The 19,452-nt window shown below is 58.8% G+C and carries 23 protein-coding genes; 8 read left to right on the top strand and 15 right to left on the bottom strand.

The features are described from left to right. Positions 1 to 161 precede the first annotated feature (161 nt). On the bottom strand, positions 162 to 758 hold the full coding sequence (locus DW189_RS11445) for an HAD family hydrolase (protein ID WP_117508277.1): 597 nt from the start codon (positions 756 to 758) through the stop codon (positions 162 to 164). A 69-nt stretch (positions 759 to 827) separates the two neighbouring features. Here DW189_RS11445 and DW189_RS11450 point away from each other — a divergent pair, with 69 nt between their 5' ends. After that, positions 828 to 1,871, top strand: a complete 1,044-nt coding sequence (locus tag DW189_RS11450) for a DUF2776 family protein (protein ID WP_032134486.1) — start codon at positions 828 to 830, stop codon at positions 1,869 to 1,871. A gap of 72 nt (positions 1,872 to 1,943) precedes the next feature. Here DW189_RS11450 and DW189_RS11455 read toward each other — a convergent pair whose 3' ends face one another. The 7 genes from DW189_RS11455 to DW189_RS11485 form a co-directional block, all read right to left on the bottom strand. After that, a complete protein-coding gene (locus DW189_RS11455) occupies positions 1,944 to 4,160 on the bottom strand; it encodes a sodium-translocating pyrophosphatase (protein ID WP_117508278.1) in 2,217 nt (738 codons plus the stop codon). Positions 4,161 to 4,549: 389 nt separating this feature from the next. Then, positions 4,550 to 5,812 (bottom strand): NADH:ubiquinone reductase (Na(+)-transporting) subunit F, encoded by a 1,263-nt coding sequence (nqrF, locus tag DW189_RS11460; RefSeq protein ID WP_117508279.1) that lies wholly within the window; start codon positions 5,810 to 5,812, stop codon positions 4,550 to 4,552. Between the two features lie 22 nt (positions 5,813 to 5,834). Further along, entirely contained in the window at positions 5,835 to 6,455 is a 621-nt protein-coding gene (gene nqrE / locus DW189_RS11465; RefSeq protein ID WP_018697113.1) for an NADH:ubiquinone reductase (Na(+)-transporting) subunit E, read from the bottom strand. A gap of 11 nt (positions 6,456 to 6,466) precedes the next feature. Beyond that, positions 6,467 to 7,123, bottom strand: coding sequence for an NADH:ubiquinone reductase (Na(+)-transporting) subunit D (locus tag DW189_RS11470; protein ID WP_055212431.1), 657 nt, complete (start codon positions 7,121 to 7,123; stop codon positions 6,467 to 6,469). Next, on the bottom strand, positions 7,116 to 7,985 hold the full coding sequence (locus DW189_RS11475; protein WP_018697115.1) for a Na(+)-translocating NADH:ubiquinone reductase subunit C: 870 nt from the start codon (positions 7,983 to 7,985) through the stop codon (positions 7,116 to 7,118). Before DW189_RS11475 ends, DW189_RS11470 begins: the two co-directional genes overlap by 8 nt. 9 nt (positions 7,986 to 7,994) lie before the next feature. Further along, positions 7,995 to 9,143 (bottom strand): NADH:ubiquinone reductase (Na(+)-transporting) subunit B, encoded by a 1,149-nt coding sequence (locus DW189_RS11480; protein ID WP_117508280.1) that lies wholly within the window; start codon positions 9,141 to 9,143, stop codon positions 7,995 to 7,997. 2 nt (positions 9,144 to 9,145) lie between these two features. Continuing rightward, positions 9,146 to 10,501 (bottom strand): Na(+)-translocating NADH-quinone reductase subunit A, encoded by a 1,356-nt coding sequence (locus tag DW189_RS11485; protein ID WP_022331693.1) that lies wholly within the window; start codon positions 10,499 to 10,501, stop codon positions 9,146 to 9,148. Positions 10,502 to 10,675: 174 nt separating this feature from the next. Between DW189_RS11485 and DW189_RS11490 the strand changes: the two genes are divergently transcribed. The 5 genes from DW189_RS11490 to DW189_RS11510 are packed head-to-tail and all read left to right on the top strand — an operon-like array spanning position 10,676 to position 14,377. Beyond that, positions 10,676 to 11,269 (top strand): TatD family hydrolase, encoded by a 594-nt coding sequence (locus tag DW189_RS11490; protein WP_117508281.1) that lies wholly within the window; start codon positions 10,676 to 10,678, stop codon positions 11,267 to 11,269. Then, complete coding sequence (locus tag DW189_RS11495) at positions 11,262 to 11,984, top strand: ThiF family adenylyltransferase (RefSeq protein ID WP_117508282.1); 723 nt, start codon at positions 11,262 to 11,264, stop codon at positions 11,982 to 11,984. The genes DW189_RS11490 and DW189_RS11495 overlap by 8 nt, the downstream gene beginning before the upstream one ends. A gap of 26 nt (positions 11,985 to 12,010) precedes the next feature. Further along, a complete protein-coding gene (locus DW189_RS11500; protein WP_117508283.1) occupies positions 12,011 to 12,952 on the top strand; it encodes an NAD(P)-dependent oxidoreductase in 942 nt (313 codons plus the stop codon). Between the two features lie 2 nt (positions 12,953 to 12,954). Then, positions 12,955 to 13,500, top strand: coding sequence for a prolyl-tRNA synthetase associated domain-containing protein (locus DW189_RS11505; RefSeq protein WP_117508284.1), 546 nt, complete (start codon positions 12,955 to 12,957; stop codon positions 13,498 to 13,500). Between the two features lie 7 nt (positions 13,501 to 13,507). Then, on the top strand, positions 13,508 to 14,377 hold the full coding sequence (locus DW189_RS11510) for an SPL family radical SAM protein (RefSeq protein WP_055204387.1): 870 nt from the start codon (positions 13,508 to 13,510) through the stop codon (positions 14,375 to 14,377). Positions 14,378 to 14,516: 139 nt separating this feature from the next. Here DW189_RS11510 and DW189_RS11515 read toward each other — a convergent pair whose 3' ends face one another. Both DW189_RS11515 and DW189_RS11520 read right to left on the bottom strand, forming a co-directional pair. Next, complete coding sequence (locus DW189_RS11515) at positions 14,517 to 15,374, bottom strand: hypothetical protein (protein WP_117508285.1); 858 nt, start codon at positions 15,372 to 15,374, stop codon at positions 14,517 to 14,519. Then, positions 15,371 to 15,886: a TlpA family protein disulfide reductase gene (locus tag DW189_RS11520; protein WP_082426749.1), complete on the bottom strand. Its 516-nt coding sequence runs from the start codon at positions 15,884 to 15,886 to the stop codon at positions 15,371 to 15,373. The genes DW189_RS11515 and DW189_RS11520 overlap by 4 nt, the downstream gene beginning before the upstream one ends. Before the next feature lie 230 nt (positions 15,887 to 16,116). Here DW189_RS11520 and DW189_RS11525 point away from each other — a divergent pair, with 230 nt between their 5' ends. Continuing rightward, the gene (locus DW189_RS11525) at positions 16,117 to 16,572 is read left to right on the top strand and encodes a YbjN domain-containing protein (protein ID WP_117508287.1); all 456 of its coding nucleotides are present in this window, start codon (positions 16,117 to 16,119) and stop codon (positions 16,570 to 16,572) included. A gap of 348 nt (positions 16,573 to 16,920) precedes the next feature. Then, positions 16,921 to 17,055 carry a hypothetical protein gene (locus tag DW189_RS14645; protein WP_259295440.1) on the top strand — a complete coding sequence of 45 codons (135 nt, stop codon included), beginning with the start codon at positions 16,921 to 16,923 and terminating at the stop codon, positions 17,053 to 17,055. A 98-nt stretch (positions 17,056 to 17,153) separates the two neighbouring features. Here the strand turns inward: DW189_RS14645 and DW189_RS11535 are convergent, their stop codons facing one another. The 5 genes from DW189_RS11535 to DW189_RS11555 all read right to left on the bottom strand — a co-directional run bounded on the left by DW189_RS11535 (position 17,154) and on the right by DW189_RS11555 (position 19,452). Then, positions 17,154 to 17,681: a hypothetical protein gene (locus tag DW189_RS11535; RefSeq protein WP_117508288.1), complete on the bottom strand. Its 528-nt coding sequence runs from the start codon at positions 17,679 to 17,681 to the stop codon at positions 17,154 to 17,156. Positions 17,682 to 17,848: 167 nt separating this feature from the next. Continuing rightward, a complete protein-coding gene (locus tag DW189_RS11540) occupies positions 17,849 to 18,514 on the bottom strand; it encodes a hypothetical protein (protein WP_117508289.1) in 666 nt (221 codons plus the stop codon). A gap of 12 nt (positions 18,515 to 18,526) precedes the next feature. Then, positions 18,527 to 18,757, bottom strand: a complete 231-nt coding sequence (locus DW189_RS11545) for a hypothetical protein (protein WP_117508290.1) — start codon at positions 18,755 to 18,757, stop codon at positions 18,527 to 18,529. Next, entirely contained in the window at positions 18,750 to 19,181 is a 432-nt protein-coding gene (locus DW189_RS11550) for a hypothetical protein (RefSeq protein ID WP_117508291.1), read from the bottom strand. Before DW189_RS11550 ends, DW189_RS11545 begins: the two co-directional genes overlap by 8 nt. Before the next feature lie 22 nt (positions 19,182 to 19,203). Further along, positions 19,204 to 19,452: a hypothetical protein gene (locus DW189_RS11555; protein ID WP_141417978.1), complete on the bottom strand. Its 249-nt coding sequence runs from the start codon at positions 19,450 to 19,452 to the stop codon at positions 19,204 to 19,206.

Here is a 19,452-nt window from a genome sequence, read left to right on the forward strand (position 1 = left end):
GACGAGCGGCCCTTTTTATTTTTCAATCATCGGACGGATCGGATCAAGGGACAGGGAAAACCGCTGCAAAAGGGGAAGCCGGCGATTCGTGCCGGCGGAGCGAACGGCCTCGGATACGGCCATACGGACGGAGTACCCGGATATGGTCTTGACGCGCTTCCCTACTTTCGGGGCAGCAGCCGACGGCGCAGCAGGTCGCAGGTTGCGGCCGGCGCCGAATGGTCGAACAGCTGCCCGCGGATACCCAGCGCCGCTGCAGCAGCGATATTGGCCGGGCGGTCGTCGATAAAGAGCGTCTGCGCAGGATCGAGTCCGTAGCGGCCGAGCAGTCGCCGGTAGATTTCCGGCTCGGGTTTCACCACGCCCTCCTCGCAGGAGACCACCTCGCCGTCGAAAAGCCCGTAGACGGGGAAACGGCGCAGGAAGTCGATGAACTCGCGCGACATGTTCGAAAGCACGAACAACTTGTAGCCGGCGGCCTTCAGGTCGCGGACAAGCTGTTCGGTAGGCTTCACGGGTTCCTGCATGTCGATCGACAGGCGCAGGTACTCCTCGCATTTCGCACGCGGGCAGGCGTTGACCCCGGAAAGGATGCCGGTCACCTCGTCGAGCGTCAGTACGCCCCGGTCGTAATCCTCCCAAAAAGCCGGCATGGGCTCCGAACGGATGAAACTGAAAAAGTCGTGGAATTCTTGCGTACACTTACTTCTGTCGCGGGCAAAAAGTACTCCGCCCAGGTCGAAAACGATATTTTCCATGGGGCAAAGATAGCCATTTTTTCGTTTGGTTCATGATTTGCAGGCTGGCGCATAACAAAAACTCCGATTATGAACTATGGCATAAGCATCCTCTTCCGCGCCATTCCCCTTGCGATGGCAGCCTTCTGTTTCGCCTACGGCGCCTACGTTTTCGCCGCCGGCGACGACCCCTCGCGGCTCACGGCAGGCCCCGTGCTCTTTTTCCTGGGCTCGATCTGCATCGCGCTCTATTGCACCGCCGCCACCATCATCCGCCAGATCATCGGCACCTATACCGCCGCCGCGAAATACCTTTTCCCGGCCATCGGCTATGCGGTCGCCGCCATGACGGTCATCTGCGGGCTTTTCATCATCCAGTCGCACATGACCGGGGCGTTCGTCACGGGGCATGTAATCTGCGGGCTGGGGTTCATCACGGCGTGCGTCTCGACGGCGGCCACCTCCTCGACGCGGTTCAGCCTGATCCCCAAGAACTCGGGCGACAGCACCTTCTCGGTCAACCCCGCAGGCTTCACCCGCGGGCAGAGTTCGCTGCTGATCTTCATCGTGTCGGCCATAGCCGCCGGGGCATGGGTGTGGTGCATCCTGCTCTTCGCGCTGGGAACGCTCCCGGCGCATGTCGTGGCGGGAAGCGTCATGTTCGGCATCGCCTGTGTCTGCACGTCGCTCATCGCGCTGGTAGCCAGTATCGCACGCCAGGCACGAGGCAGCTATACGATGGAAGAACGCCGCCGGTGGATGGGGCTGGTGCTCGCGATGGGCGGCCTGGCCTTCGCGCTGGGACTGATCCTCATCTTCACGCTCCGGGGCGAGGCGATCAGCTTCGTGGGCTTCGTGCTCATAGGGCTGGCACTGATCTGCTGGAGCATATCGAGCAAGGTCATCCTGCTGGCAAAGATCTGGCACGCCGATTTCCCGCTGGCCAACCGCATCCCGATCATCCCGGTGCTTACGGCCCTGGCCTGCCTGTTCCTCGCAGCATTCCTCTACGAGGCGGCACTCTCCGAGCCCAAGTATTTCGTCCCCGCACGCGTGCTGGCGGGCTTCGGCGCCATCTGCTTCACGCTCTACTCCATCGTCTCGATCCTCGAAAGCGGCGCGAGCAAGAAATAGCCCCGCTGCAAGGCAATAAAAAAAGCCACCTTCCCCGGGTGGCTTTTCTTATTGCCTTTATCGTCACATGGGTCAGAACAGGTGGCAGGCCACCGTGAGCCCGGCCATGACGATGGAAACCATAGACATCAGCTTGATAAGGATATTGAGCGACGGGCCCGAAGTGTCCTTGAACGGGTCGCCGACGGTATCGCCCACCACGGTGGCCTTGTGGCATTCGGAGCCTTTGCCGCCGAAATGCCCCTCCTCGACCATCTTCTTGGCATTGTCCCACGCGCCGCCCGCATTGGCCATGAACACGGCCAGCACGAAACCCGAGCTGAGGCCGCCGACCAGCAGGCCCATCACGCCGGCCACGCCGAACACGAGACCGACGGCTACCGGCACGACGATGGCCAGCAGGCTGGGGAACATCATCTCGCGCTGTGCACCGCGGGTCGAAATCTCCACGCAGCGGGCATAGTCCGGCGTGCCTTCGCCCGTGAGGATGCCCTTGATCTCGCGGAACTGGCGGCGCACCTCGTTCACCATGCTCTCGGCGGCACGTCCCACGGCGTTCATCGTCAGGCCGCAGAACAGGAACGACATCATGGCGCCGATGAAGATGCCGATCAGCACCGTCGGGTTCATCAGCGTGACCTGGTAATACTCCATGAAATCGAGGATCGAGGCCTTCTCGACCAGCTGCGAGGTGCCGTTGGGCAGGTCGAGCATCGTGATGCCGTTATGCAGCAACCCGATACGGATCTCCTCGATGTAGGATGCCAGCAGTGCCAGTGCGGTCAGCGCCGCGGATCCGATGGCGAAGCCCTTGCCCGTGGCAGCGGTCGTATTGCCCAGCGCGTCCAGCGCATCGGTGCGCTTGCGCACCTCGGGGCCGAGGCCGCTCATTTCGGCATTGCCGCCCGCATTGTCAGCGATCGGGCCGTAGGCGTCCGTGGCGAGCGTGATGCCCAGCGTCGAGAGCATACCGACGGCGGCGATGCCGATGCCGTAGAGCCCCAGCGACATGTTCATCGGAGCCATCATATTCTCCATGTCGAAGCCAATGGCGCACAGATAGGCGAGGATAATCGCGGCACCGATCGTCAGGACGGGGATGGCCGTCGAGATCATGCCCGACCCGACCCCGGCGATGATGACCGTGGCCGGCCCGGTCTGGGCGCTTCCGGCGATCTTCTGCGTCGGTTTATAGGAGTGCGAAGTGTAATATTCGGTAGCCTGTCCGATGATGATACCGGCGACGAGCCCCGTGATGACCGAGCACGACAGCCCGAGCCAGTTCTGGATTCCCAGCAGGTAGAGGATACCGAACGTCGCGCCGGCAATCAGCAGCGAACTGAAATTGACACCCACGCCCAGCGAGCGGAGCAGCTCGCGCATCGAGGCGCCCTCCCGGGTTCGCACGAAGAAGATGCCGATGATCGAGAGCACGATCCCCACGGCCGCGATCAGCATCGGCGCCAGCACGGCCTTGAGCTGCATCGCCATGCCGTCGGCCGTGGCGAACGCCGCCGCGCCCAGCGCTGCCGTGGCGAGCACCGAACCGCAATAGCTCTCATAGAGGTCGGCGCCCATGCCGGCCACGTCGCCCACGTTGTCGCCCACGTTGTCGGCGATGGTCGCGGGGTTGCGCGGGTCGTCCTCCGGAATCCCCGCCTCGACCTTACCCACCAGGTCGGCACCCACGTCGGCCGCCTTGGTATAGATACCGCCGCCGACGCGTGCGAAGAGCGCCTGCGTCGAGGCGCCCATGCCGAAGGTCAGCATCGTCGTGGTGATGACCACGAGTTTCTGCGGCCCCGACACCTCCACGAAGCGTTCGAGGATAACATACCAGAACGAGATGTCCAGCAGCCCGAGCCCCACGACCACGAGCCCCATCACGGCGCCGCTGCGGAAGGCGACTTTCAGGCCGCGGTCGAGCGACTGGCGTGCGGCGTTGGCCGTGCGTGCCGAAGCATAGGTCGCGGTCTTCATGCCGAAATAACCGGCAAGCCCCGAGAAGAAACCGCCCGTCAGGAAAGCGAAGGGCACCCAGGGGTTCTGCACCCCAGCGCCGTAGGCCAGGTAGGCGAAGAACAGCGCCAGGATGATGAATACGATCAGCACGACCTTGTACTGCTGGCGCAGGTAGGCCATGGCGCCCTTGCGCACGTGCTCGGCGATCTCGCGCATGCGCGGGGTACCTTCGTCCTCGCGCTTCATGCTGCGGTAAAATGCCCAGGCTACGGCCAGGGCAATGACAGCAGCGGCAGGGACGATCCAGAAAATCAAAGGAATGTTCATTTCGATAGAATTAAGGTTTTTAGAGTTTGTCGAATCGGTTATTAATACAAATATAATAATTTATCCCGATACTGTACTTTCCCGGACGGGCCGATATGCAGCACAAAAAATCCCGGCACGGGCACTCCCCCCCCCTCCTGGACAGCGCGAGGCCAGCGAGCAGGGGCCCGCAGCGTCGGGCTTCCGTGTCATTCCCGAAGGAAATCCGTATCGTCCGCAAACGGGCGGCGCTTCCGCGCCATGCGTGCAACGGCACCCGGCAGCTCCGCACTCCCCCCCCCCCGCCCTGCGGCAACGAAAAACGGAAAGGAGCGAAGCCTTCGAAACGATTCGAATCTTCGCCCCTTCCCGTTTATGCGCCTGCGGCGTTCAGCGGAATCACCGCACCGCTACGAGCCGAAGTTGTCGTAGAGGATATTCTCCGACGGCACTCCGAGGTCGTCCAGCATCTTGACCACCGACGCGATCATCATCGGGGGGCCGCACATGAGGTAGATGCAGTCCTCGGGCGCCTGGTGGTTCTTGAGGTAATTCTCATAGAGCACGTTATGCACGAAGCCCGGGGTGTATTTCACGCCTGCGGCATCCGCCTCGGGATCGGGACGGTCGAGCGCCAGGTTGAACTTGAAATTGGGGAACTCCTTTTCGATGGCATGGAACTCGTCCACATAGGGAGCCTCCTTCAGCGCACGGGCACCGTACCAGAACGACACGGGACGCTTGGTCTTTTCGGTCTTGAACAGATGCATCAGGTGGCTGCGCATCGGAGCCATACCGGCACCGCCGCCGATGAAGATCAGCTCCTGCGTGTCGGGCAGGTTGTCCGGCAGGAAGAACTCGCCGTAGGGGCCCGAGATCGTCACCTTGTCGCCCGGCTCGCGGGAGAAGATGTACGACGAGCAGATACCCGGGTTCACCTTCATGAACCCGCCCGTAGCCTTGTCGAACGGCGGCGTGGCGATACGGATGTTGAGCATGATGATATTGCCCTCGGCCGGGTGGTTGGCCATCGAGTAGGCACGGAACGTAGCTTCGGGGTTGGTCGTAACCAGATCCCACATCTTGAACTTGTCCCAGTCGGCACGGTAGGCCTCGTCGACGTCCATGTCCGAGAACTTGATGGCATCGTATTTCGGGATGTCGATCTGGATGTAGCCGCCGCTGCGGAACTTGAGGTTCTCGCCTTCGGGCAGCTTGACGACGAACTCCTTGAGGAAGGTCGAGATATTGCGGTTCGAGACCACGGTGCACTCCCACTTCTTGACGCCGAGCACGGCTTCGGGAACCTGTATCTTGAGGTTCTCCTTCACCTTGACCTGGCATCCCAGGCGCCAGTGCTCCTTGGCCATCTTGCGCGTGATGAAACCGGTCTCGGTGGGCAGGATGTCGCCGCCGCCCTCGATCACCTGGCATTTGCACATGCCGCACGAACCGCCGCCGCCGCAGGCCGAAGGCAGGAAGACCTTGTTGTTGGCCAGCGTTGCGAGCAGCGTCGAGCCGCTTTCGGTCGTGATGACCTTCTCGCCGCCGTTGATGTCGATCGTAACTTCACCCGACGAGGTCAGTTTGGCCTTTGCAAAGAGAAGCAGCCCTACCAACAGGAGGGTTACCGCCAGAAAGGCAATGATTGCAACTATAATAGTCAATTCCATTTTTTCCGAATCTCTTTTAAGGTTAGAACTGAATACCCGAGAAGATCATGAAGGCGATACCCATCAGGCCGGTGATGATAAACGCGATACCGGGGCCCTTGAGCGCCGCGGGAATCTGCGAGTAGGTCGTCTTCTCGCGGATGGCGGCCATCATGACGATGGCGAGCCACCAGCCCAGGCCGGAACCCAGGCCGTAGACGATCGACTGCCAGAGCGACGTCAGCTCCAGCGCATCGACCTTCTGCTGCATGAAAAGCGAGCCGCCCATGATGGCGCAGTTCACGGCGATCAGCGGCAGGAAGATACCCAGCTGGCTGTAAAGCGTCGGCGAGAACTTCTCGACGGCCATCTCCACCAGCTGCACGAAAGCGGCGATGGTGGCGATGAAAACGATGAACGTCAGGAAGTCCAGGTTCACATCGGGCAGCCCGGCCCACGAAAGGGCACCTGCCTTGAGTACGAATTCATACAGGAGGTAGTTCAGCGGCACGGTCATCACCATCACGAACGTAACGGCGGCGCCGAGGCCGAGGGCCGTTTTTACGCTCTTCGAAACGGCGATGTAGGAACACATGCCGAAGAAGAACGCGAAGACCATGTTGTCGATAAAGATCGACCGGATAAAGATATTCAATGATTCCATACGTTACCCTCCTATTTTTCCTGTAAATCCTTATTGCGCGAACGGTGCACCCAGATGATGCAGCCCACGATGATCAGCGCCATCGGCGGGAAGAGCATCAGCCCGTTGTTGTAGTACCAGCCGCCCTCGGCCGCATACCAGCTCTCGGGAACGATACGGAAACCCATCAGGGTGCCCGAGCCGAAAAGCTCGCGGAAGAAAGCCACGATCACCAGGATCAGGCCGTACCCCAGGCCGTTGCCGATACCGTCGAGCAGCGACGCCCACGGTTTGTTGGCCAGTGCAAAAGCCTCGATACGTCCCATGACGATACAGTTGGTGATGATAAGGCCGACATAGACCGACAACTGCTTCGACACCTCGTAGACATAGGCTTTGAGCACCTGGTCGACCAGGATTACCAGCGCGGCGATGACCACCAGCTGCACGATGATGCGGATGCGCGAAGGCACGCCGTTGCGCAGCAGCGACATCACCAGGTTCGAGAAACCCGTCACGACCGTCACGGAGAGGGCCATGACGATGGCGGGCTTGAGCTGCACGGTGACGGCCAGCGCCGAACAGATACCCAGGATCTGCACGATGACCGGGTTGTTCGCGGAGAACGGCCCCGTCAGGAACTTCATATTCTTAGCCGAAAACAAAGGCTCTTTTTCTTGCTTACTCATTGTTTTCTACGTTTTCTTGGTTAGACTCTTCCCGCACGGGGGCAAATACGATCGCCTCGATTGCGGCCTTGCGCTTGGCTTCGAGCAACGGCAGGTAGTGGTGCAGGCTGTTGTAAAGCATCGCCGTCACGCCGTCCGAAGTCTTCGTACCGCCCGAAATGGCGTCCACTTCGTGCTCGGGATCCTGTGCGCCGCCCTTACGCAGCTTCACGGAAACGAACTCGTCGCCCTTGAAGATTTTCTTGCCGACGAACAGCGCCTGGTATTTCGGCGTGGCGATCTCGGCACCCAGGCCCGGGGTCTCGCCCTTGTGGGCCATGATGATACCGGCCATCGTGTCCATATCCTTTTCGAGCGCCACATAGCCCCAGACCGGGCCCCAGAGACCGGTACCCGTAACCGGGATCACCACACGGCCGTCCTTGGCCTCGAACACGGGGAATTTGCCGTCGTCGAAAGCGCCCTGCAAGTCCTTGAGCAGTTCGAATACGTCCTGTCCCTCGACCTTCTCGCCCCGGGCGTCGACGACGTAGGCGTCAATGAAGGTATCGTAATCCTGATCCTGCGCCGAGAGCGACGAGAGGATCGAGGATTTCTTTTCGTTCAGCTCGTTGGCATACTGGCGCTTCTGGAGCGAGAGTGCCGCCACGGCGAGCAGCGTCGCCACGATCACGACCATCACGGTCGAATACATTATAATATATGCGTTGCCGTTCTTGTCGCTCAGCATCCCCTTCTTCTTCGCGTCCTCGATCTCGACGAACGCCGAAGCGGGAGCCGCGCAAACGGGGCATGTTTCGGGAGCGGCCTTCCCTTCGTGGATATAGCCGCAGACTGTGCATTTGAATTTTTTCGTTGCCATATATCTCCCCTATTTCGCCAGTTTAACACGTTTCTTTCTGCGCGAGATGTTCGCCTCGACCACGTAGTAGTCCACCAGCGGAGCCAGCGCATTCATAAAGAGGATCGACAGCATCATGCCCTCGGGATAGGCCGGGTTGACCACGCGGATCAGCACTGCCAGCGCACCGGTCAGCAGCCCCACGATATACTTGCCCGTATTGGTCTGGGCCGAGGTCACGGGGTCGGTGGCCATGAAGACGGCACCGAATGCGAAACCGCCGATGATCAGGTGGTACCATGCCGGATAGGTCGTCGTGCCGATCGCCTGGAAGAAATAGCCCATCGCCAGCCCGCCGACGAATACCGAAACCATCGTGCGCCACGAAGCGACGCCCGTGAACAGGAGGATCGCGGCGCCCAGGAGGATCGCCAGCGTCGAGGTCTCGCCGATACACCCCGGAATGAAACCGAGGAAGGCATCCATGGCCGAGTAGCCCATCTGGCCCGTGGTGCTCAGGTTTTCGAGTGCCGTGGCGCCCGAGAAGCCGTCCACCACGCCCTCGCCCGAGGAGAGCCCTGCAATCCACACCGTAGCGCCCGACATCGAGGGCGTATAGGCGAAGAACGCGAAGGCGCGGGCAAGCAGCGCGGGGTTGAAGACGTTCATACCCGTACCGCCGAACACCTCCTTGCCGAAGATGACCGAGAAGGCCGTGGCCAGCGCCACCATCCACAGCGGGATGTCCACCGGCATGATCATCGGGATCAGCAGACCCGTCACGAGGAAACCTTCGTTGACCTCGTGGCCGCGGGCCTGTGCGAAGGCGAACTCGATGCCCAGGCCGACGACGTACGAAACGACGATGATGGGCAGCACCTTGAGGAACCCGAACCAGAGAGAAGCCCAGAATTCGGGCTGCACGCCCTGCGAGAGGAAATGCAGGTAACCCGTGTTATAGAACCCGAACAGGAGCGCCGGCATCAGGGCGACGACCACCATGATCATCGTACGCTTCATATCGTTGCAGTCGCGTATGTGCGCGCCCTTCTGCGTCGTGGTGTTCGGTACGAACAGGAATGTCTCGAACGCATCGAACGTCGACTCCAGGAAGCCCAGCTTGCCACCCTTGGTGAACGTGGGCTTGATCTTATCTACCAAATTGCGTAATGCGCTCATCGTTATGCCTCCTTAATCATTAAGTTAATACCGTCGCGGATGATCTGCTGTATCTCGATCTTCGAGGGGTCTACGAATTCGCACAGGGCGAAATCCTCCTCCACGACCTCGTAGATGCCGAGGTTCTCCATCTTGTCGATGTCGCCGGCAAGGCAGGCCTTCAGCAGGTACATCGGGTAAATGTCCATCGGCAGGTACTGCTCGTAGAGCCCCGTCACGACGAACGGGCGCTCGCCGCCGTTCATGTTGGTGTCGAGGTCGTAGGCCTTCTTCGGGCAGAGCCACGAGAAATAGGAGCGCGATACGGAGAACTTGTTGAAACGGGGCATCGCCCAGCCCAGCAGCTCGTACTTGTCGCCCTCGGGGATCACCGTGAGCTGATTGGCATAGAAACCGAGGAAGCCGTCGGCCGGAGTCTTCGTGCCGGTGAGCACGTTGCCCGAGATGATGCGTACATGGTCGCCCTCCTTTTGGGGTTTCACGTTGCCCCGGAGGATCGAATCGACCCTGGCGCCCGCGACGACGCGGCAGTACTGCGGTTTTTCGATCTCAGAGCCGGCTACGGCGATGATCTTCGTCATGTCGACGCGGCCTTCGTTGAACAGGCGGCCGATGATGGCCAGATCCTGGATATTGACCGTCCACACGACATCGCCCTTGTTCACGGGGTCGATGTGGTGGATCTGGATGCCGACGTTGCCCGCGGGATGCTTGCCCGCGAAGGTGTGCAGCTCGGCACCCTTGAGCATGGGCATCTGCCCCTCGGCCTTGGCACGCACCGAGAGGTGCACTTTGCCCGGCGTGAGGCGGCGCATCACCTCGATGCCGGCCTGGAGATTCTTCTGCTCGTTGCGGAGCACGAAGTTGTAATCCGGGGCCAGCGGCGCGGAGTCGAAGGCGGAAATGAAAACGGCCTTCGGCGTGTCGTTCGGGTCGGCGATGATGCCGTAGGGCCGCTGCACGATCATCGGCCAGAGGCCGGAACGGAGCAGCAGTTCGACAATCTCCTCGCGGGACGCTTTCTGGAGGTCGGGCTTGGCGAACTCTTCGTAGCTCTGCGTGGCATCCGGCGTTACGGTTACGGAGAGCACCTTGCGCTTCTCCCCGCGGTTGACGGCAGCAACCGTCCCGCTGACAGGCGACGTGAAGAGGACACGCTCGCTGTACTTGTTGAAGAACAGCGGCGTACCGGCTTTCACCTCATCGCCCACCTTAACCAGCAACTTGGGAGTCACGCCTTCGAAATCGAGCGGCGAGAGGGCATACTCCGAAGCCTGCGGCGCATCGGCCAGAGACTCCTGAGCCTTTCCCCGGAGATTGATGTCGAGACCCTTGCGTAGTGTAATGATTTTCGACATGGTTAAAGATTTTGATTGTTATGTTTGGATATTTTTGGGTTAAATTTCGGGCCGGTTTTTGTTGTTAGCCTGCTAACAGCATAATTCGCGTGCGAAAGTACGAATTTTTTCCGAAAAATCCGTATGCATTATCTATTATTTTTTAATTTACTTAAAATTTGTACTTTTGTCGCAATGACCTCCCAATTCGTCAACATACACACCCACCGCCCGACAGGCCGGGGCATCGAGCTCCGCACCGCCGGCATCCACCCGTGGGATGCAGACAAAGAGAACATCGCCGCACTCGGCACGCTCCCGGCGGACGTACAGGCCATCGGCGAGACGGGGCTCGACTACGCCCGCGGCGCCGGGCGGCAGCGCCAGCTGGCCGCCTTCCGCGCCCAGCTGGCACTGGCGCGCGACCGGCAACTGCCCGTAGTGCTGCACTGCGTCAGGGCCTTCGAGCCCGTCATGCTGGAACTGGCCGCCCGCGAGCCCCGTGCCGTCATATTCCACGGGTTCATCGGCTCGCCCGAGCAGGCACGCCGCGCACTGGAGAAAGGCTACTACCTCTCGTTCGGCGTGCGGACGTTCTCGTCGCCCAAGACCCTGGAAGCGCTGCGCGAAACGCCCCCCGGGCAGCTCTTCCTCGAAACCGACGACAGCGACACCGGCATCGAGGAGGTCTACGCGCACGCGGCAGCGGTGAGAGGCACCACCGTCGAAGCCCTGAAACGGGCGACGACCGAAAATTACGAACGGATATTCGCCCCGCAAAATGGATAACTGGCTTGAACGCACCGAGCTGCTGCTCGGCAAGGAAAAACTCGACCTGCTCCGGCAGGCGCACGTGCTCGTCGTGGGACTGGGCGGCGTAGGCGCCTATGCCGCCGAAATGGTTGCCCGGGCGGGCGTGGGACGCATGACCATCGCCGACGCCGACGCCGTGGCGCCGAGCAACATCAACCGCCAGCTGGTGGCCCTGCATTCGACCGTAGGCCGGCAGAAGGCCGAGGTGCTCGCCGACCGGCTGCGGGACATCAACCCCGCGATCGGGCTGACCATCGTCAACCGCTACATCCGGGACGAGGAGACCTACACGCTGCTCGACGCCGCCGCATACGATTTCGTGGTGGACGCCATCGACACCCTCTCGCCCAAGCTGGCGCTGATAAAGGGTGCCCTCGACCGTTCGCTGCCGCTGGTCAGCTCGATGGGCGCCGGCGCCAAGACCGACCCCACGAAGATGGAGATCGCCGACATCTCGAAGACCCACCACTGCCCCCTGGCGCACATGCTCCGCAAGCGGCTGCACAAACTGGGCGTCCGCAGCGGCTTCAAGGCGGTATTCTCGCCCGAGGCGATGCGCGAGGGGGCGATGATCCTCTGCGACGAGCAGAACAAGAAGTCGAACGTCGGCACGATCTCCTACATCCCGGCGCTGTTCGGCATCGGCTGCGCCTCGGTGGCGATCCGCACGCTGATCGGGGAAATGGACTGACAACAAAACCATAAACACATACGCCAATGAAACCTAACATCGTATTTCTGGACGAGTACACCCTCGGGGGTGCCGACCTGACCCGCCTGCACGAGCTGGGCCGGTACACGGGTTACAGCACGACCGCGCCGGACGAGGTCGCGGATCGCTGCCGCGATGCCGAAATCGTCATCACCAACAAAGTCGTGATGCGCCGCGAGACGCTCGCCGCACTCCCCGGGCTGCGCCTGATCTGCATAGCCGCCACGGGCATGAACAACATCGACCTCGACGCCGCGGCTGAGCTGGGCATCGCCGTCAGGAACGCCGCGGGCTACTCGACGCACTCCGTAGCCGAAACCACCCTCGGGGCGGCCATCGCCCTGCGGCGGCACATCGTCTACTACGACCGCTATGTCAAGAGCGGCGCTTACTCGGCCGCCGGGCAGCAGTTCCACTTCGCCAAACCCACGCACCAGCTCTACGGCTCGAAGTGGGGTGTCGTGGGGCTCGGCGCCATCGGACACGAAGTGGCGCGGCTCGCCGCGGCCTTCGGCTGCGAGGTACGCTACACCTCGACCTCGGGCGCCGTGCGCGAAGAGCCCTACCCCGCCGTGTCGCTTCCCGAACTGCTGGGCTGGGCGGACACGGTCTCGGTGCACGCGCCGCTGAACGACCACACGCGGGGGCTGATCGGCGCCCCGGAGCTGGCCGTGATGAAGCAATCGGCCATCCTCGTGAACGTCGCCCGCGGCGGAATCGTCGACGAGGCGGCACTGGCCGAAGCCCTCGACCGGGGATCGGTCGCAGGCGCCGCGCTCGACGTATTCTCACGCGAGCCGCTGGCCGCGGACAACCCGCTGCTGGGCATCCGCGAACCCGACCGGCTGCTGCTCTCGCCCCACAACGCATGGTCGCCGCGCGAAGCCGTCGACGTGCTGGTAGGCTGCATCGCGGAGAATATCGAAGAATTCTGCAAGGCCCGATAGCCATGGAAGGAATGGAACCGGCAAGCCCCGGCGCCGCAACGACCGCCCCGACGCCGGACGAACGCCGGCAGCGGGTTTTCGGCTGGCTCGACGCCCGCGGCATCGCCTACACGTGGTACGAACACCCCGAGGCACCGACCATCGAGGCCGCACGCCGCTACTGGCGCGACGACGGGTCGAAGCACTGCAAGAACCTCTTTTTCCGCAACCACAAAGGCAACCGCCACTACCTCGTATGTTTCGACTGCGAACGGAACCTGGCCATCCACGACCTGGAACACCGCCTGAGGCAGGGCAAACTGTCGTTCGCTTCGGAGCAGCGCATGGAGCACTGGCTGGGACTGCGTCCCGGTTCGGTGTCGCCCTTCGGGCTGATCAACGACCCGGCCAGGCACGTGCACCTGTTCCTCGACGCCAGCCTGCAACGGCTGCCGGCCTACTCGTTCCACCCTAACGACAACCGGGCGACGGTGGTGATCTCCCGTGAGGAATTCCTGCGTTACCTGGCGGCCGTAGGCAACACCTACGAATTCATCGAGCTCTACTGACCCGCCCATGCGGTATATCGAAACCAAAACGATCCTCTCGAAGCTGCGGACGGCCGATCGGTGGTTCGGCATCGCCTACAACATGAACCTCTACCGGGGATGCCAGCACGGGTGCATCTACTGCGACACGCGCAGCGACTGCTACGGGATCGGGGACATTGCGCAGATAGCCGTGAAGCGCAACGCACTGGAATTGCTACCCGCCGAGCTGCGTGCCCGGCGGAAAAAACGCGCCACGATCGGCACGGGGTCGATGAACGACCCTTACATGCCCGTCGAACGTGAGCTGCGGCTGACCCGCCGGGCACTGGGCATGATCGCCGACGAGCGCTTCCCGGTGCATGTCATCACCAAGAGCTCCCTGGCGGAGCGCGATGCCGACATCCTGCAGGAAATTTCCGCCACCTACGCGGCGGTGAGTTTCACCGTGACCTGTGCCGACGACGCGCTCAGCGTCCGCACGGAACCCGGCGCCCCGGCCTCTTCGGAGCGGTTCCGCGCAATGGCGGCACTGGCTGCCAAGGGCATTTATACGGGTGTCACGATGATGCCGCTGCTGCCGCTGATCAACGACACGCGGGAAAATGTCGAAGCCATCGTCCGCCGGGCCAAGGACGCGGGGGCATCGTATATCCTCCCGATGTTCGGCGTAACGCTCCGCAGCGGGTCGCGAGAGCATTTCCACGCAACCCTCGACCGGGAATTCCCCGGGCTGAAAGCACGCTACGAAGCCTGTTTCGGCAACCGCTACGAATGCTTCAGCCCCAGTTACCGGAAGTTGGACGACACGTTCCGGAACCTGTGCGCGAAACTGGGGCTCGAAACCCGGATGCGGTTCTACGCCCCCACCCTGCCCGAACAGGGGTCGCTGTTCTGAACAGCCGTTCCGTTCCCGCAGGGCCGTACTTTGGGAAAATTATCCGGGGCAGGACATCCCATCTCCATATGGGAGACGCCGGGATGCGGTCACACTGTACGCTCCTGCATCCGGGTATTGAGCGGAGCGGGTTTCCGCACTACCGGAACTTCCCTTTCAGCCGGTATACGCCGACATGCGTCGTCTTCTTATCGTGGCGCCAGACGGAGATGACCGAATCGAACGAAAGATACTGACAGGGGCCGATTTTCGCCCAAAATTTACCGTCGCTGCAGAAAAAGGCGACCGGCATCTTCCGCTCCCCGTTTCCCTCCAGCAGGTAGATATACTCGTCCGAAAATTCAGCCTTGCGGGCAAAACGCTCGATATCCCCGCCGATACGCATCTTCCGGACAGGTTCGCAGCAATAGCCGAACAGCTCGGCAGCCTTGTCGCTCGACAGGTAGGTTTGCCAAGACAGCAGCGGTTCCGCGTCGATTCCCGCCCTGCCGAAAAGGTACTGCAGGGCATAGGACATCCCGCACTGTTTGGCCGGAAGAATGTCCATGCCGTCGGTAATCGTGCGGATGTCCTTCAGCGAATCCACCGCATGCCGAACCAGCTCGTCCGATGCGTCGAGGGGCAGGTGTGCAAGGGCGACGACTTGCAGCCACGCATTGTCCGCAGCGACGAAAGTGACCGTATCCGCTTCTTTGCGCACGACCTGCGGGTCACTCTGGAAGCGCAGTTGCGAGACCGGGCCCCCGGCGTCGCAGACAGTGACGTCGAAAAGGAACGTCCGGTACTGCACGGTATCGCCCGGGTGGAGAAATTCCGAGATGCTGCGATGCATGGGCAGACGGCGGAAGTCGAATTTTTCGTTGGTGTAGTTCATTACGCCGCTCTGCCGCTCAACGGCCTCGGAGAGTTCCCAGGCCGGCATCGGAATCTGGGCTGCGGCGAAAGTTGCGGCGAAACCGGCCGCAAGTGCGATAAACAGATGTTTCATGTGTTTCATGGCTGCTCGTTTAAAAGTTTTTCGATAATTTCAGCCGCTTCATCCAGCCGTTCGGGCGTATACCCCACTTCGTGATAACGCACCCTGGTGTCGGGCCCGATTATTACCAGTTGCGGAATACGCTCGTCGCCAAGCAGCTGCGAAATCTTTTCATAGGGGTCGAGCCCGACGGGGAAGACCACGCCCTGCTTGCGCAGCTGGGCAACCTTCTCCGCAACCCGCTCGCGGGGTTCGCCCTTTGCGATGGCAATCATCGTGAATTTGCGGCCCTCGAAACGCCGGAGTATCTTCTCCGGCATCTCGTTGAGCTCGCGCAGGCAGGGTTTGCACCAGGTAGCCCAAAAGGACAAAAGCACTACGTCGCCCCGGCATTTCGAGATTTTGACCTCCCGGCCGTCGAGCATCTCGACCGTAATGGCAGGAACTTTGGCGCCCGTCCGGAAGCCGGACTGCGCAAAGAGCGGAAACACAAGGAAAACGAAGGCAGACAAAAGGACGGAGAGTCGTTTCATGGGAACGTGTTTTTGGTTGTCAGAAGCAAAGATAACGATTTTTCCCAAAACTACTAATTTTTTAGTAGAAAAGAATCCGATCTCCGCAAACACTGTCCCGAAAATCCCTTCACAACATCCGGGGCTCCTGTTATTTCCCCCGACGCGGGGGATAATTTTTCAAACCGTGATGCCGGCAAAGAGCCGGAATTTTCATTATCTTTGTTCGAGACAACCCTTAACAACCCGATATGAAAAAATTCACACTCACCCTGCTCCTGCTGCTCGCCGGCATCCCGGCGCTCTTTGCCCAGCAGACCGTCCGGAACGACATTTTCACCTACCTCAAACACGAAGGCTATGCCCCGGCCCTGGACAAGGACTCGGACATCGAGTTCAAAATCCAGGGAATCCTCTACAACATTATCGTAAAACAGATCGAAAACGAGGATTATGCCTATGTGGAAGTGCTGGCGAACTTCGGCACCGTCACCCCCTACGACAAGCTGATGGAGATCGCCAACGACATAAACCAGAACAAGTTCGTCTGCAAATGTTCGGTCTCCCGAAACGAGAACAGGAACGTCTTTACGCTGGCCATGGAATTCGTCACCAACAGCCAGGCAAATACCGAATACCAGATGTCGCACGCCCTGCGTCTCCTTCCGGCATGGGTTAAGGAATTCAACGACAGGGTCGACGAATAATAGCTCCCAACGCACCGGCACGCGAGCCATTCTCGGAGGAAATAAAAAATCCCGCTCAGTTGAGAGGCAGGGTTTTTAAGTATAATTGATTAAATATCAGCAACGAGTTTTGCCGACAGACCGGAATCCTACATAACAGACCGCATGGACGACGGTTAATACTGTAAAAATGTCAAGAGCAAAAGTACAATGAATTTTCGTATATTTTGCTGATTTATAGCAATTATATTTCAAAGAGGTATAGACAGCATATTTTGGATGCTCTGCCCCTCCTTATCAGACGACATGAGGCCCATCTGCATAGCAGACGGGCCTCATTCTTTGGGAAAAGTTCTTTCAGGAATATCGATGGCTGACTGGTTTGATGTGAACTTCCACCCGCTTGTCGTCGATGATTCGGCGCACGGCTTTGTAGATGGGCATGGACTCGATTCCAGCGATTTTGAGCGCCTCGATCAAGATCGTATTCTCAACAAGCAATAAGTAATCCGCCTCTTTCAATTCAACATACTTGTCACTCCGGGACTTGATTTTTACCATTGCAATAAGAAGAGAGGGCGGCATGCCCTGCTCTGCACATACTACTTTAGCCCCGGATTCTTCGGTTGAATATAAAGATAGCCATCCGTCTCCATGTTTCGCACCAGTGCCTGTGCCTGTTTGCGGAAGGTTGCGAGCACCTGTTCCTTGTCGGCGATGTCCGGCCTGTTCTCCAACACCCCTACGATCCCTTCGATGGTTCGGCTGTTGAAGCTCTTTCCGTCCTTGGGATCGAAAAAAATCTTCTTGTTGCCGAATGTCACGGTCACCTGATAGATCGTCTTAGGCACGATGATCGTCTCGATGACCACTTTAAACAAAACCGGAGTCGCTGCGACCACCACATAACCGTGCTGTTTGTGCATGGGTTTGAGGTCTACTGCGTACAAAATGTTGGGCAGAACAGTCCCCTTCAAATCTTCCGAAAGAACGCATATCTGTTTCCCGAATCTCGAGTCTTCACGAACTCCTCTCAACTGACGTGTTTTGGAATGCCGCGAGACGAAGCCGATCAGCTCTCCCGTGGATTCCGATTTCGCAAATTTGAGTTGCGAATGTTCCAATGTCATATACCTATATCATAATGCAATCTTTTTTCTTTCAATTAACAATCTCCTTTCAGTCATTTTTTGTGTAAAATCCTGCGAATATACTGTGAAAAACGATGCGAAACAACTTATCAATCAGTTATTTTACAAGGGTTTAAGTGTAGTATAGACAACAAAAATGCACAGGACTAATACAGCCTTTCCTCTTCGGAAAAATGGCTGAACCGCTCGTCTGTCAGTGAAATATCATACGGAGCCCGACACTTCCAATATCGATAGATTGTCGGTGCGTCGGTAGAACAGCGAAAAACTTCACGAGAACCCCGGTATTGGTTCCCCTGCTCGGTTTGCCGGTTCATCCAGCGCGCTGAATTTTCTATACCGGGATTCGGGCCGATGTACAGATTCATCTTCTCATATCCCATTACGAAAATGTTGTGCAACATGACATCGGGACCGACATCGTACTGCTTGGCAAAAATTGCGAAATCGTAAATATCGGTGTAGAGCAGTGATCCCCCGAAATGGATCGGCGCGTCGTGTTGCAACCGCGCGAAAGCGTCTCGGATTTTTTCCCGCTTGCGAATCTCCTGCAATCGGGCATCGGTTACGGGTTTCACCGTCGTGTAAACTGTCCGGAATCCATTCCTTGTAGAATCGACCACGAAGACATGATCGACAACCCCGATGTTCTTCATATAGCTGTTGTCCATCGGATCGACGTCAGACCCGGAGCAATCCCTGATAAGGCCAATTATAAGGATAAGACCGATGAAGAGCCACGGGAGCAGTTTGGCCAGAATAAGCAGCCGGATGCGCGACTCGTTCTGCTTGTGAAATGTTTGGTTGTTCATGGCGGATTATTTTTAGGCGGCAGCCGTATCTAGATATTCAGCAACTTCATCGATGGATGACATTGCTTCATCGAGGGTATCGATTACCGATTGCATCTTTTCACCCAATTCTCCTTCCTGAAACGATTCGGGAAGATTGTCGTAAGATTCCTGTTCTTCATCCCGGACTTCATCGATTCTATCCCGAATCTCATCCAGGCTGTCTTTGATTTCACCAATGAGGGCGCGGCGGGAATTATTCATGGTTCTCGGTTTTTAAGGGATTCGCTGTTTGTTTCGGAGTTGTTTTTATTGCCATAGCTTGCCGAACCTGAGCAACCAGTTCGTCCATGCTGCGTATAGGGACACACGGCCCAATAGGCTTCTTTTTACTAAGGGGTGTGAACGTGAGATTGTAATTTTCGTCAGGCTGTAACCCGCCGACCATAAATTTCCTGTAATAAATGTAATAGAAATCGCAGCGCATGACATACAATTCATCGGGCGGGTTGAGCCGAAATTCGGGTAACAAACGAACCAATTCGTTTAGAATGGGCACGATGACTTCGGCCTGATAATCAGGCTTTGTCGGGGCATTCGTATTTTTACGAAGTGTGTTGTTGCTGACAGCGGCATAAAACGCGGCGGCGTTCTTGCGGTAGGCATCGATTAAAAGTTGTATTTTCATAATTCGATCTTGTGAATTGATTTTACTTTTCCACTCCTTGCAAGTGGTTATTATTCGGTTGTTGATTAAGAGTTTTATCGATCTCTTCTACACAGTGGCGTATGGTCGCCGAATCAATCAGACCGCCGAACAAGTCGTGAACGAACCGGTCGTCGTTCTGCTCGACGATCAGCCGCAGTACGTTGGCTGCAACAGCAAAATAGAGGGCCGCCATGGGCCCTCTATCCAGTATGCCTTGAATCTTCCGATCCAGAGTTATACGTTTTTCCAT

Origin of the sequence: Alistipes sp. AM16-43 (assembly GCF_003435745.1) — a bacterium.
Lineage (GTDB): Bacteria > Bacteroidota > Bacteroidia > Bacteroidales > Rikenellaceae > Alistipes > Alistipes onderdonkii.